Here is a 12,866-nt window from a genome sequence, read left to right as displayed (position 1 = left end):
CCGCGTGCCGGTCGCTGGTCATCGGCCCGGTGGACCGGTGTAAGGGCCCCTCACGTGAGAATGAGTAAGCCACTACACACAACGAAAATGCAGGATACCCATCGTCGGCCGGACGGGTCAAAACGAGCCCATCCGTGAGGGGCTACACCGATTCTACGGCCGTACGCCGCTCCCCCGCCGCCCCGCCCGGGCGGTCCGTCTCCCGCGTCCCCCGTACGCAGTGACGGGCAACCGTCACCGCCAGCGCGCACAGCGTGAAGGAGTCCCGGAAGGCCCGGCGCCGCACCGGCTCCAGCCACGGCCAGGTCACCCCCGGCAGCTGCGGCACCAGGGCCAGCCAGAACCAGGGCCGCCGCGCCACCGCCCCGGCGTACGGCAGACCGGCGAGCAGCAGCGGCAGGACGACCAGGAGGTAGTGGCTGTAGGAGGGCCGCGAGACCAGGAACGCCGAGAGCATCAGGCCCGCGGACGTCTCCGCCAGCCGCAGCTCCACCGGACCCGGCCCGCGCCAGCGCCGGTACGCGCACCCCACGCCCACGGCGGCCGCGAGCAGGCCGAGCAGCACGGCCGGGGTCCCGGGCACGCCGAGCCGGGGCAGCACCGCCGCCGGCGAGGCCTCGTAGAGCCGCACGAAGGCGTCGTCGCCGCTCAGCAGGAACGGCAGGGTGCGGGTGAGGAAGCCCGTGGGGTCGGGCAGGAACAGCGCCGCCGATACCGAGGCGACCGCCGGGATCAGCACCAGCACCGCCAGCGCCCCCCAGCGGCGCGCGAAGAGGAACAGCAGCGCCATCGGCGCGAGCAGCGGCTTCAGCGCCACCGCCACCCCGATGACGGCACCCGCCGCGACCCACCGGCCCCGGCTCGCCAGCAGCAGGCACAGCGGCAGCGCCAGCGCGGCCGTCACCGTCCAGTTGCCCAGCCGCACCAGCTGCCCGAACGGCGCGAAGCCGGCCGCGAGGCCCAGCAGCCCGAGGGCGGCGAGCCTGCTGCACAGCGGCACCCGGTACAACCGCAGGGCGCAGGCCCAGCCGAGCGCGAGGGCCAGGACCACCGCCACCGGCACGGCCGCGCCGAGCACGGACCGCGGCAGCAGCGCCTGCGGGGCGGCGGCCACGACCGCGCTCGGAAAATAGAGGAAGTGCCGGTCGTCGTAGGGCGAACCACCGTCCAGCCAGACCCGCGCGGCGTCCACGACGATCGCGTTGTCCATCCCTCCGTCCGAGGTCACCAGCACCGTACGCACCGTCAGTGCCCCCAGCACCGCCGCGAGTCCGGCCCACAGGGACCCGCCCGCGGGGCGCACCAACCACCCGGAGATGTCGCTTTTGCCCGTCGCCATGGCGGCAACGCTAGGGCCTGCGGGCCCCGTTGAGACGGACCAGCACACCCCGTGCCCCGTCTAAGATGCGCCCCATGAGTCTTGGGCAGGGGGGACCCCAGCAGCAGTGGGATCCCTGGAAACCGAATTCCCAGCAGCCCTGGAACAGCGGCGGCTCCGGCCAGTCACCCGACTGGGCCGCGCTCGCCGACGCCTCCGAGGCCCGCGCCAAGCGGCGCCGGCTGCTGTTCATCGGCGGCGGGGCGCTCGCCACCGTCGCGATAGGCACGGCAGTGGCGGTCGCCGTCGTCTCGGCGAACGGAAGCGGCGGCGAGGCCTCCCCCGGCGTCTCCTCCCAGGTTCCCGGGGGCTCCGACATCGACATACCGAGCCCCACGGGCACGGTCCCGTCGTTCGCCCCGACGAGCGCCCCGCCGCCGCTGGACCCGAAGGACTTCATCGCCAGCGCGAAGAAGGACAAGGCCCCGCTGAGCCCCGACATCCTCTTCCCCGGCACCCAGCTGACCATGGGTGAGACGGTGTACAAGAAGGGCCCGACGGCGGACACCGGGAACTGCGCCTCGGCCGCGAAGTCCACGCTCCCGAAGGTCCTGGAGGACAACGACTGCACCCGCCTGATCCGGGTCACCTACACCAAGGACGACGTGGCGGTGACGGTCGGCGTGGCCGTCTTCGACACCGAGGCCCAGGCGACCAGGGTCAAGCAGCAGGCCGACAAGAAGAGCATCGTCAAGTCGCTCTCGGGCGGCGGCGTCAAGGACTTCTGCTCCGGCGCGATCTGCCGCACCACCACCAACTCCTACGGCCGCTACGCCTACTTCACCATCGCCGGCTTCACGGCCGGCAAGGACGTGACGACGAAGGACAAGGCCGTCTTCTCCACCGGCGACGACCTCCAGACCTTCACGGTCCGTCAGATCCACCGCAGGGGCCAGGCCCAGGCGTCGGCGGCGGCGAACGAGTAGCGCCGCCGCCCCGGCCGGTTCAGCAGCAGCCGGCCGTCGGCAGGGTCCGCTTGTTGCGGGCCTCCTTGCTGCGGGCCGCGAGGAGTTCGTCGGCCGGGTAGCCGACCTCCTCCAGGGTCAGGCCGTGCGGGCGTACGACGTGGACGGCCGAGTCCCGTACGCCCGCCGCCAGCACCTTGCCCGGCCAGTCCGGCGGGCGGTGGCCGTCACCGACGAACAGCAGCGCGCCGATCAGCGAGCGGACCATGTTGTGGCAGAAGGCGTCGGCCCGGACGGTCGCCGTGACGATCCCGTCCTCGCCGCGCACCAGGCTCAGCTCCTGGAGCGTACGGATGGTCGTCGCGCCCTCGCGCCGCTTGCAGTACGCGGCGAAGTCGTGCTCCCCCAGCAGCCCGCGGGCCGCCTCGTTCATGGCGTCGACGTCGAGCGGCCAGTCGTGCCACAGCACGTGCCCGCGCAGCAGCGGGTCCACCCCGCCCGGGTTGTCGGTGACGCGGTAGGCGTAGCGCCGCCAGATCGCGGAGAACCGGGCGTTGAAGCCACTGGGCGCCTCCCTGAGGGCCCACACCCGTACGTCCTTCGGCAGCCGCCCGGCGAGCCGCTTGAGCAACTTCGTGTGGTGCTCGACCCACACCTCCCGTGGCAGATCGACGTGCGCGACCTGGCCCCGGGCGTGCACACCGGCATCGGTACGGCCGGCCACGGTCAGCTCGTACGTCGTCCCCCCGGACCGCGTCACGGTCCGCAGCGCGTCCTCGATCTCCCCCTGCACGGTCCGCCGCCCACCGGCCTGCCTGGCCCACCCGGAGAACTCGGTCCCGTCGTAGGAAAGGTCCAGCCGCACCCGCACGAACCCGGGCTCTACTTCGTCACTCACCCAGAGATCCTCTCAGCAACACGAAAGCGGGCCCGCCCCTCGAAAGGAACGGACCCGCACAGCCCTCGGCAGGACGCTTACGCGTCCTTCGACTCCTCGGCGGCCTCGTCGGCCTTGGCCTCGGTGGTCTCCTCGGCCTTGGTCGTGTCGACCTTGGTCTCGGCGGCCTCCGCGTCCTTGGCCGCACGCTTGGTGGCGGCCTCGGCCTCGCCGGTCGCCTCCTGCGCCACGGTCAGCGCCTCGACCAGCTCGATGACGGCCATGGGCGCGTTGTCGCCACGGCGGTTACCGATCTTGGTGATGCGGGTGTAGCCACCGGGACGGTTCTCGTACCGCGGGCCGATCTCGGTGAAGAGCGTGTGGACGATGCTCTTGTCCGTGATCACCTGGAGCACCTGACGGCGGTTGTGAAGGTCGCCCTTCTTCGCCTTGGTGACCAGACGCTCGGCGTACGGACGCAGCTTGCGCGCCTTCGCCTCGGTGGTGGTGATGCGGCCGTGCTCGAACAGCGCCTTCGCGAGGTTCGCGAGGAGCAGCTTCTCGTGCGCGGCACTGCCGCCCATACGGGCACCCTTGGTGGGCCTCGGCATGGTGTTTCTCCTAGGTGTCTGCCCCGGCCGTATCAGGTACCGGGGTCAGTATCCGAGCAGACGGTCGTCTGTCGGAGATCCGAGCACAGGTCCCGAAGGGACCGTGCTCGGAAGGGGCGCGGGGAACTGCGCGACAAGCCGCAGCGCACCCGCGCCCGAAAATCCGGCCTCCCCGCGGAGCGCTCAGTACTGCTCGGTCTCCACGAAGCCCGCGTCCGCGTCGTCGTCCGCGCCGAACGCGTCCGCCGCGGCGGTCGGGTCGAACCCGGGAGGCGAGTCCTTCAGCGCGAGGCCCATGCCCGCGAGCTTCGCCTTGACCTCGTCGATGGACTTCGCACCGAAGTTGCGGATGTCCAGCAGGTCGGCCTCGGAGCGGGCGACGAGCTCACCCACGGAGTGGATGCCCTCACGCTTGAGGCAGTTGTACGACCGAACGGTGAGCTCCAGCTCCTCGATCGGCAGCGCCAGGTCGGCGGCGAGGGCGGCGTCCGTGGGGGACGGGCCCATGTCGATGCCCTCGGCGTCGATGTTCAGCTCGCGGGCGAGACCGAACAGCTCGACCAGGGTCTTGCCGGCGGAGGCCATGGCGTCACGCGGACGCATCGCCTGCTTGGTCTCGACGTCGACGATCAGCTTGTCGAAGTCGGTGCGCTGCTCGACACGGGTCGCCTCGACCTTGTAGGTGACCTTGAGAACCGGCGAGTAGATCGAGTCGACCGGGATGCGCCCGATCTCCTGGCCCACCTGCTTGTTCTGCACGGCGGAGACGTAGCCGCGACCGCGCTCGACGGTCAGCTCCATCTCCAGCTTGCCCTTGCCGTTGAGCGTGGCGAGGACGAGGTCGGGGTTGTGCACCTCAACACCGGCCGGGGGCGCGATGTCGGCGGCGGTGACCAGACCCGGGCCCTGCTTGCGCAGGTACATCACGACCGGCTCGTCGTGCTCCGAGGAGACGACCAGCTGCTTGATGTTGAGGATCAGGTCGGTGACGTCCTCCTTGACGCCCGGCACGGTGGTGAACTCGTGCAGGACGCCGTCGATGCGGATGCTGGTGACGGCGGCACCGGGGATCGACGACAGGAGGGTGCGGCGGAGGGAGTTGCCGAGGGTGTAGCCGAAGCCCGGCTCCAGCGGCTCGATCACGAACCGGGAGCGGAATTCGTCGACGACCTCTTCGGTCAACGAGGGACGCTGAGCGATCAGCATGTGTGGATCAGATCCTTCTTTCGTGGACGCCCGCTATTTGACGCCCGACGGAAACCGCACCCGGTGAAAAGTGCGGGTACTGCAAGGGTACGGGCGGTACGGCCCTGACGAGCCGTACCGCCCGGAACCCGGAGCCGAACGAAGCGGCCGTGCGTCAGACGCGGCGGCGCTTCGGCGGACGGCAGCCGTTGTGCGGGGTCGGGGTGACGTCCTGGATGGAGCCGACCTCGAGGCCCGTGGCCTGCAGGGAACGGATCGCGGTCTCACGACCGGAGCCCGGGCCCTTGACGAACACGTCGACCTTGCGCATGCCGTGCTCCTGGGCGCGGCGGGCGGCCGACTCGGCGGCCATCTGCGCGGCGAACGGCGTGGACTTCCGGGAGCCCTTGAAGCCGACGTGGCCGGCGGAGGCCCAGGAGATCACGTTGCCGGACGGGTCCGTGATCGACACGATCGTGTTGTTGAACGTGCTCTTGATGTGCGCGTGGCCGTGAGCGACGTTCTTCTTTTCCTTGCGGCGCACCTTCTTGGCAGCGCCCTGACGACCCTTGGGGGGCATGTCGTTCTCCTACGGGAGGTGGTCGGTCCTACAGCGAAGACCGTGGACAGAGGTCCGCTGCGGACTACTTCTTGCCCGGCTTCTTCTTGCCGGCGATGGCGCGACGCGGGCCCTTGCGGGTACGCGCGTTGGTGCTGGTGCGCTGACCGCGGACGGGCAGGCCGCGACGGTGGCGCAGACCCTGGTAGGTGCCGATCTCGACCTTGCGGCGGATGTCGGCCTGGATCTCGCGACGGAGGTCACCCTCGGTCTTGATGTTGTTGTCGACGTACTCGCGGATCGCGACGAGCTGCTCCTCGGAGAGGTCGCGAACGCGGGTGTTCGGGTCGACGCCGGTGGCGGCCAGCGTCTGCTGCGAAAGGGTCCGGCCGATGCCGAACACGTAGGTGAGGGCGATCTCCACGCGCTTTTCGCGCGGGATGTCAACACCGGAAACGCGTGCCATTCAATGGCTCCAGTTGATTGTCGGAGGTCTTCCACAGGACCGGATCCCGGCCCGCCGTACCAGGTACGAGCCAGGTCCCCGGCCTCCGAGCCGGGGGTGTCGAGCCGTGCGGCTCGGGACCTGCGTATGAACATGTACTGCTCGCGTCGCGCGAAGTTCTGCGGAAGTCGCAGAGGGTGGATCGTGCTGCGGTCAGCCCTGGCGCTGCTTGTGGCGCGGGTTCTCGCAGATGACCATGACCCGGCCGTGACGGCGGATCACCCTGCACTTGTCGCAGATCTTCTTGACGCTCGGCTTGACCTTCATGGGTGTGAGGTTCTCCGGGTCAGTGCCATCACCCCGGCGGGCCGGGGAGCGGGCAAGATCTACTTGTAGCGGTAGACGATCCGGCCACGCGTCAGGTCGTACGGAGACAGCTCCACCACGACCCGGTCGTCAGGGAGGATGCGGATGTAGTGCATGCGCATCTTGCCGCTGATGTGTGCCAGGACCTGGTGGCCGTTCTGGAGCTCCACCTTGAACATGGCGTTCGGAAGAGACTCGACGACAGTGCCTTCGATCTCGATGGCACCTTGCTTCTTGGCCACGCTTCGCCCTTCGAATCGACTACCTTGATCGACTCTGGCGTGCACCGTGTGTAGTACATGCAGGCATGCGGGTGCACAAGAGCCGACGAGTCAGTCTACGTCAGCGCACCCGGAAACACGAATCGGGAATCCTGCCCCACCCCGGAGATCCTTAACCGAGCGGGTCGGGGGCGGCCGTGATGCCCATCTCCGCGAGCTTGGCCCTGCCCCCGTCGGGGGCCGTCAGGACCAGCGGCCCCTGCTCGGTGAGGGCGACCGAGTGCTCCCAGTGGGAGGACCAGGTGCCGTCGGTGGTGATGACCGTCCAGTCGTCGGAGAGGACCTTCGTCCTCGGGGTGCCCAGGGAGACCATCGGCTCGATGGCGAGGCAGAAGCCCGGGACCAGCTTGGGGCCCTTGCCCCGCTTGCGGTCGACGTAATTCAGCAGGTGCGGGTCCATGTGCATCTCGGTGCCGATGCCGTGGCCGCCGTAGTCCTCGATGATCCCGTACTTGCCGCCGCCCGGCTTGGGCTGGCGCCGGATGTACGTCTCGACGGCGCGGGAGATGTCGACGAGCCGGTTGCCCTGCTTCATGGCCGCGATGCCGGCCCACATCGACTCCTCGGTCACCCGGGACAGCTCGATCAGTTCCGGGGAGTGGCCGGACCCGACGAACGCGGTGTAGGCGGCGTCACCGTGCCAGCCGTCGATGATCGCGCCGCAGTCGATGGAGATGACGTCGCCGTCCTTGAGGACGACGTCGTCGGAGGGGATGCCGTGGACGACGACCTCGTTCACCGAGGTGCAGATCGTCGCGGGGAAGCCGCCGTAGCCGAGGAAGTTCGGCTTGGCGTTGTGCTCCGCGAGCACCTTGCGGGCGACCTGGTCCAGATCCTTCGTCGTGGCCCCGGGCACGGCGGCCTCACGGGTGGCCGCGTGGATGGCGGCGACGACCAGCCCCGCCTCACGCATCTTGGCGATCTGCTCAGGGCTCTTGATCTGCACCATGGGAGACGACGGCCTTTCTGGGACCAGGAGAGGAAACGAACACTTCCAACGATACGGGGCCCCGGCCCCGCTCCCGCGGGCAGCCGTGCCTCCCCCGGTGCCTGAAGGGCCCGGGAGGTACCCCCAGGGCGACACGGGTGGGCGACGGGGGCACCCTCCCGCTCATGGGGGTCCCCCGCTAGAGCGCAGCCGAGAGCGGGGGAGGCATCCCGCGAGCGCCGGGCCGCGCGACCCACCCCCGGTCAAGCCACAGCCGCGGCCCCTGTGCGAAGGAACCGCGGCTGCGACCGACGTACGAACTACTTACCGCTCTCCAGCGCCTCCAGCGCACGCCCCGTGACCTCGTCGACGGGCCCCATCGCCGAGATGGTGACGACCAGCCCCTGCGCCCGGTAGTAGCCGATGATCGGCTCGGTCTGCGTGTGGTAGACCTCCAGCCGGGTCCGCACGGTCTCCTCGGAGTCGTCGTCCCGCTGGTACAGCTCACCCCCACAGACGTCGCACACGCCCTCCTGCTTCGGCGGGCTGTACGTCACGTGGAACACGTGCGCGGACTCCTTGCGGCAGATCCGCCGCCCGGCGATCCGCTTGACGACCTCGTCCTCGGGGGCCTCGAGGTCGAGGACCGCGTCCAGCTTGATGCCCTCGGTCTGCAGCAGCTCGTCCAGCGCCTCGGCCTGCGACACGTTGCGCGGGAAACCGTCCAGCAGGAAACCGCCCTCGGCGTCGGGCTGCTCCATGCGGTCCTTGGCCATGGCGATGGTGACCTCGTCGGGAACGAGGTTTCCCGCGTCCATGTAGGACTTGGCGAGCTTCCCGAGCTCGGTCTGCCGGCTGATGTTGGCGCGGAACAGGTCGCCCGTGGAGATGTGCGGGATGCGCAGCTTCTCGGCAAGGCGGGTGGCCTGCGTACCCTTACCGGCACCCGGCGGCCCGACGAGGACGATTCGCATCAGCGGAGGAACCCTTCGTAATTGCGCTGCTGGAGCTGGCTCTCGATCTGCTTCACCGTCTCGAGACCCACACCCACGATGATCAGGATGCTGGTCCCGCCGAACGGGAAGTTCTGGTTTGCCCCGAAACCAACCAACGCCATCGTCGGTACGAGAGCGATCAGACCCAAGTACAGCGAACCCGGCCAGGTGATCCGGTTGAGTACGTAGCTCAGGTACTCAGCGGTCGGTCGGCCAGCCCGGATGCCCGGGATGAAGCCACCATACTTCTTCATGTTGTCCGCGACTTCCTCGGGGTTGAAGGAGATCGCCACGTAGAAGAACGCGAAGAACACGATGAGCAAGAAGTACAGGGTCACGTAGATCGGGTGGTCACCGCGGACCAGGGTCGACTCGATCCAGGTCTTCCACCCGGAGGTGCCACTGGAGAACTGCGCGACCAGGGCCGGGATGTACAGCAGCGACGAGGCGAAGATGACCGGGATCACGCCCGCCTGGTTCACCTTCAGCGGGATGTAGGTCGACGTGCCGCCGTAGGAGCGGCGGCCGATCATGCGCTTCGCGTACTGGACGGGGATCCGGCGCTGGGCCTGCTCGACGAAGACGACCAGACCGACCATGACGAACCCGACGAGCATGACGGTGCCGAACTCGATCCAGCCGTCCGCGAGGCTGCCCTGCTCCTTGATGGCCCACAGGGCGGAGGGGAAGGTCGCGGCGATCGAGATGAACATCAGGATCGACATGCCGTTGCCCACGCCGCGGTCGGTGATGAGCTCACCGAGCCACATGACGACGGCCGTACCGGCGGTCATGGTGATGACCATGGTGATGGTCACGAAGATCGACTGGTCCGGGACGATCTCGCTCGCGACCGGGCAGCCCTGGAACAGGGCGCCGCTGCGGGCGGTGGCCACCAGGCCGGTGCCCTGCAGGATGGCCAGCGCGACCGTCAGGTAACGGGTGTACTGCGTGATCTTCGCCGTACCGGCCTGGCCCTCCTTCTTGAGGGCTTCCAGACGCGGGATCACCACGGTCAGCAGCTGCAGAATGATGCTCGCCGTGATGTACGGCATGATGCCCAGCGCGAAGACCGTGATCTGGAGCAGCGCGCCGCCGCTGAACATGTTCACCAGACCGAACAGGCCCTGGTTCGCCTCGGCGGCGTCGATACAGGTCTGGACGTTCTTGTAGTCGACGCCCGGAATGGGGACGTGCGTACCGACGCGGTACACCACGATGATGCCGAGCGTGAAGAGCAGCTTCTTGCGCAGGTCGGGCGTCTTGAACGCCCGGGCGAACGCGGTGAGCACGGTGCCTCCTGCGACCCCCCGCGCAACTGCGTCAAGGGTGACGGTCTTGAGATTCCGACTAAGGACGATTACGTAACGGTCAACTGCCGCCCCGAGTGCCCCGCGTGGGGCGCCCGGGGTCAATGGGCAGCGCAGGCCACCTTACCGGCGACCATGCCGCCCTAGGAACGACCAACCGGGGATACCCCAAATGTGGGGTATCCCCGGTCGGGATCGCTCTACGTCATCGAGACACCTGAACGGGTCAGACGAGCTCGGTGACGGTGCCGCCGGCGGCGGTGATCTTCTCCTTGGCGGAGCCGGAGACGGCGTCGACCGTCACCTGCAGCGCCACGGAGATCTCGCCCTGGCCGAGGACCTTGACGAGGCTGTTCTTGCGCACGGCACCCTTGGCCACGAGGCCCTCGACGGTGACCTCGCCACCCTCGGGGTAGAGCGCGGCCAGCTTGTCGAGGTTCACGACCTGGTACTCGGTCTTGAACGGGTTCTTGAAGCCCTTCAGCTTCGGGAGGCGCATGTGGAGCGGCATCTGGCCACCCTCGAAGCGCTCCGGAACCTGGTAACGGGCCTTGGTGCCCTTCGTACCACGACCGGCCGTCTTACCCTTCGACGCCTCACCACGACCGACACGGGTCTTGGCGGTCTTGGCGCCGGGGGCGGGACGGAGGTTGTGGATCTTCAGCGGGTTGTTCTCCGCCATGATCAGTCGACCTCCTCGACCGTCACGAGGTGGCGGACGGTGTGCACCATGCCGCGGAACTCGGGGCGGTCCTCCTTGACGACCACGTCGTTGACCTTCTTCAGGCCGAGCGAACGCAGGGTGTCACGGTGGTTCTGCTTGCTGCCGATGTAGGACTTGACCTGCGTGATCTTGAGCTGCGCCATGATCACACACCCGCCCCGGCACGCGCACGGAGCAGAGCCGCGGGGGCGACGTCCTCGAGGGGCAGACCACGGCGGGCCGCGATCTCCTCGGGACGCTGCAGGCCCTTGAGGGCCGCCACGGTCGCGTGCACGATGTTGATCGCGTTGTCGGAGCCGAGCGACTTCGACAGCACGTCGTGGATACCGGCGCACTCGAGCACGGCGCGCACCGGACCACCGGCGATCACACCGGTACCGGGCGACGCGGGCTTGAGCAGCACGACGCCGGCAGCCTTCTCACCCTGGATGGGGTGCGGGATGGTGCCCTGGATGCGGGGGACCTTGAAGAAGTGCTTCTTGGCCTCCTCAACGCCCTTGGCGATGGCGGCCGGCACCTCCTTGGCCTTGCCGTATCCGACACCCACGGTGCCGTCACCGTCGCCCACCACGACCAGCGCGGTGAAGCTGAAGCGACGACCACCCTTCACAACCTTGGCGACGCGGTTGATCGCGACGACGCGCTCAACGTACGCGGTCTTCTCGGCGGCAGCTGCGCCGCCGTCACGGCCCTTCCGGTCCCGCCGCTCGCCGCCACCGGCACCGCCACCGCGGCGCTGGGGTCCAGCCATTGGAATTACCTCTCTCTGTTTCCGCTAGCTACGGAACCGGCTCAGAACTTCAGTCCGGCTTCGCGGGCGGCGTCCGCCAGGGCGGCGATGCGCCCGGCGTACTGGTTGCCACCACGGTCGAACACGACGGCCTCGACACCGGCGGCCTTGGCGCGCTCGGCGACCAGGGCGCCGACCTGCTTGGCCTGCGCGGACTTGTCGCCCTCGCCGCCCCGGACCGACGCGTCCAGGGTGGACGCCGACGCCAGGGTGTGGCCCTTCAGGTCGTCGATCACCTGCGCCACGATGTGGCGGTTGGAACGGGTCACGACCAGGCGAGGACGCTCGGCGGTACCGGCGACCTTCTTGCGGATCCGGATGTGACGACGCTTGATAGCAGCACGCTTGTAGGCGTCGCCCTTGAGGATCTTCTGCCCGTATGCCATGGCTTACTTACCCGCCTTTCCGACCTTGCGGCGGATGACTTCGCCCTCGTACTTGACGCCCTTGGCCTTGTACGGGTCGGGCTTGCGCAGCTTGCGGATGTTGGCCGCAACCTCGCCGACCTTCTGCTTGTCGATGCCCTCGACCGAGAAACGGGTCGGGGCCTCGACCTTGAAGGTGATGCCCTCGGGCGCCTCGACCGTGATCGGGTGGCTGTAACCGAGGGAGAACTCCAGGTTCGAACCCTTGGCGACAACGCGGTAACCGACACCGCTGATCTCGAGCTTCTTCACGTAACCCTGGGTCACGCCGGTGATCATGTTCGCCACCAGCGTGCGGGACAGGCCGTGCAGGGCCTTGTTCTGACGCTCGTCGTTGGGGCGGGTGACGTTCAGCACGCCGTCCTCACCCTTGGCGATCTCGATCGGCGCCACGACGGTGTGGGTCAGCGTGCCCTTGGGGCCCTTGACCGAGACCGTACGGCCGTCGATGGTGACGTCCACGCCGGCGGGAACCGCGATGGGGAGCTTGCCGATGCGCGACATAGCTGTTTCCTCCGTTCCCTTCCGCTACCAGACGTAGGCGAGGACTTCCCCACCCACGCCCTTCTTGCCGGCCTGCTTGTCGGTGAGGAGCCCGTGCGACGTGGAGATGATCGCCACGCCGAGGCCGCCCAGCACCTTCGGCAGGTTGGTGGACTTCGCGTACACCCGGAGACCGGGCTTGGAGATCCGCTTGATGCCCGCGATGGAGCGCTCACGGTTCGGGCCGAACTTCAGCTCGAGGACGAGGTTCTTGCCGACCTCGGCGTCCTCGGTCTTCCAGCCCGTGATGAAGCCCTCCTGCTGGAGGATCTCCGCGATGTGAGACTTGATCTTCGAGTGCGGCATCGCCACGGAGTCGTGGTACGCCGAGTTCGCGTTCCGCAGACGCGTGAGCATGTCTGCGATCGGATCAGTCATGGTCATGAATTGGCCTTCGGCCTCTCTCGCCGGGGTTTCCTGGTGCGCCATCCCTCTCCCCGATCCGAGACGGGACGGGTGCGGCGCGGTGGACCTACGGCGTAGTAAGTCGTACGGGCACGGCAGGTGCCCAACCCCGCAAGCCTAAGCCATGCGGAGCGGGCCT

The 12,866-nt window shown here is 68.5% G+C and carries 18 protein-coding genes; 1 reads left to right on the top strand and 17 read right to left on the bottom strand.

What is annotated here, in order from left to right; genetic code table 11:
• Window positions 1–142: 142 nt before the first annotated feature.
• Window positions 143–1,339: a glycosyltransferase family 87 protein gene (locus AB0A94_RS01290; RefSeq protein ID WP_361736953.1), complete on the bottom strand. Its 1,197-nt coding sequence runs from the start codon at window positions 1,337–1,339 to the stop codon at window positions 143–145.
• Between the two features lie 74 nt (window positions 1,340–1,413).
• On the opposite strand from AB0A94_RS01290, the gene AB0A94_RS01285 reads away from it, so the two are divergent.
• On the top strand, window positions 1,414–2,304 hold the full coding sequence (locus AB0A94_RS01285; RefSeq protein ID WP_361736950.1) for a hypothetical protein: 891 nt from the start codon (window positions 1,414–1,416) through the stop codon (window positions 2,302–2,304).
• A 19-nt stretch (window positions 2,305–2,323) separates the two neighbouring features.
• Here AB0A94_RS01285 and truA read toward each other — a convergent pair whose 3' ends face one another.
• The 16 genes from truA to rpsH form a co-directional block, all read right to left on the bottom strand.
• Window positions 2,324–3,181, bottom strand: a complete 858-nt coding sequence (truA, locus tag AB0A94_RS01280) for a tRNA pseudouridine(38-40) synthase TruA (protein ID WP_361736947.1) — start codon at window positions 3,179–3,181, stop codon at window positions 2,324–2,326.
• A 77-nt stretch (window positions 3,182–3,258) separates the two neighbouring features.
• Entirely contained in the window at window positions 3,259–3,771 is a 513-nt protein-coding gene (gene rplQ / locus AB0A94_RS01275; protein ID WP_217128181.1) for a 50S ribosomal protein L17, read from the bottom strand.
• A 183-nt stretch (window positions 3,772–3,954) separates the two neighbouring features.
• A complete protein-coding gene (locus AB0A94_RS01270) occupies window positions 3,955–4,977 on the bottom strand; it encodes a DNA-directed RNA polymerase subunit alpha (protein ID WP_003966937.1) in 1,023 nt (340 codons plus the stop codon).
• 154 nt (window positions 4,978–5,131) lie between these two features.
• Window positions 5,132–5,536, bottom strand: a complete 405-nt coding sequence (gene rpsK, locus AB0A94_RS01265) for a 30S ribosomal protein S11 (protein ID WP_003956432.1) — start codon at window positions 5,534–5,536, stop codon at window positions 5,132–5,134.
• Window positions 5,537–5,600: 64 nt separating this feature from the next.
• Complete coding sequence (gene rpsM, locus AB0A94_RS01260) at window positions 5,601–5,981, bottom strand: 30S ribosomal protein S13 (protein ID WP_004984507.1); 381 nt, start codon at window positions 5,979–5,981, stop codon at window positions 5,601–5,603.
• Window positions 5,982–6,173: 192 nt separating this feature from the next.
• Complete coding sequence (rpmJ, locus tag AB0A94_RS01255; RefSeq protein WP_003998809.1) at window positions 6,174–6,287, bottom strand: 50S ribosomal protein L36; 114 nt, start codon at window positions 6,285–6,287, stop codon at window positions 6,174–6,176.
• 59 nt (window positions 6,288–6,346) lie between these two features.
• Window positions 6,347–6,568, bottom strand: coding sequence for a translation initiation factor IF-1 (gene infA, locus AB0A94_RS01250; protein ID WP_003948620.1), 222 nt, complete (start codon window positions 6,566–6,568; stop codon window positions 6,347–6,349).
• Window positions 6,569–6,719: 151 nt separating this feature from the next.
• A complete protein-coding gene (gene map, locus AB0A94_RS01245) occupies window positions 6,720–7,556 on the bottom strand; it encodes a type I methionyl aminopeptidase (RefSeq protein ID WP_361736943.1) in 837 nt (278 codons plus the stop codon).
• A 299-nt stretch (window positions 7,557–7,855) separates the two neighbouring features.
• Window positions 7,856–8,509, bottom strand: coding sequence for an adenylate kinase (locus AB0A94_RS01240; protein ID WP_361736940.1), 654 nt, complete (start codon window positions 8,507–8,509; stop codon window positions 7,856–7,858).
• Window positions 8,509–9,822, bottom strand: coding sequence for a preprotein translocase subunit SecY (gene secY, locus AB0A94_RS01235; protein WP_361736937.1), 1,314 nt, complete (start codon window positions 9,820–9,822; stop codon window positions 8,509–8,511). The genes AB0A94_RS01240 and secY overlap by 1 nt, the downstream gene beginning before the upstream one ends.
• Window positions 9,823–10,066: 244 nt before the next feature.
• Window positions 10,067–10,522, bottom strand: a complete 456-nt coding sequence (gene rplO, locus AB0A94_RS01230; RefSeq protein ID WP_067018996.1) for a 50S ribosomal protein L15 — start codon at window positions 10,520–10,522, stop codon at window positions 10,067–10,069.
• Between the two features lie 2 nt (window positions 10,523–10,524).
• The gene (gene rpmD / locus AB0A94_RS01225; protein ID WP_004984515.1) at window positions 10,525–10,707 is read right to left on the bottom strand and encodes a 50S ribosomal protein L30; all 183 of its coding nucleotides are present in this window, start codon (window positions 10,705–10,707) and stop codon (window positions 10,525–10,527) included.
• Window positions 10,708–10,709: 2 nt separating this feature from the next.
• Window positions 10,710–11,315 carry a 30S ribosomal protein S5 gene (gene rpsE, locus AB0A94_RS01220; protein WP_030860989.1) on the bottom strand — a complete coding sequence of 202 codons (606 nt, stop codon included), beginning with the start codon at window positions 11,313–11,315 and terminating at the stop codon, window positions 10,710–10,712.
• A 41-nt stretch (window positions 11,316–11,356) separates the two neighbouring features.
• Window positions 11,357–11,740 (bottom strand): 50S ribosomal protein L18, encoded by a 384-nt coding sequence (gene rplR, locus AB0A94_RS01215; protein WP_004927235.1) that lies wholly within the window; start codon window positions 11,738–11,740, stop codon window positions 11,357–11,359.
• Between the two features lie 3 nt (window positions 11,741–11,743).
• Window positions 11,744–12,283: a 50S ribosomal protein L6 gene (gene rplF, locus AB0A94_RS01210; protein WP_033272455.1), complete on the bottom strand. Its 540-nt coding sequence runs from the start codon at window positions 12,281–12,283 to the stop codon at window positions 11,744–11,746.
• A gap of 24 nt (window positions 12,284–12,307) precedes the next feature.
• A complete protein-coding gene (rpsH, locus tag AB0A94_RS01205; protein WP_030831671.1) occupies window positions 12,308–12,706 on the bottom strand; it encodes a 30S ribosomal protein S8 in 399 nt (132 codons plus the stop codon).
• Window positions 12,707–12,866: the final 160 nt, after the last annotated feature.

Origin of the sequence: Streptomyces sp. NPDC044984 (assembly GCF_040646935.1) — a bacterium.
Taxonomy (GTDB): domain Bacteria; phylum Actinomycetota; class Actinomycetes; order Streptomycetales; family Streptomycetaceae; genus Streptomyces.
Note: the sequence above shows the minus strand (reverse complement) of the source record. Positions and strands in the feature narration are given on the sequence as shown.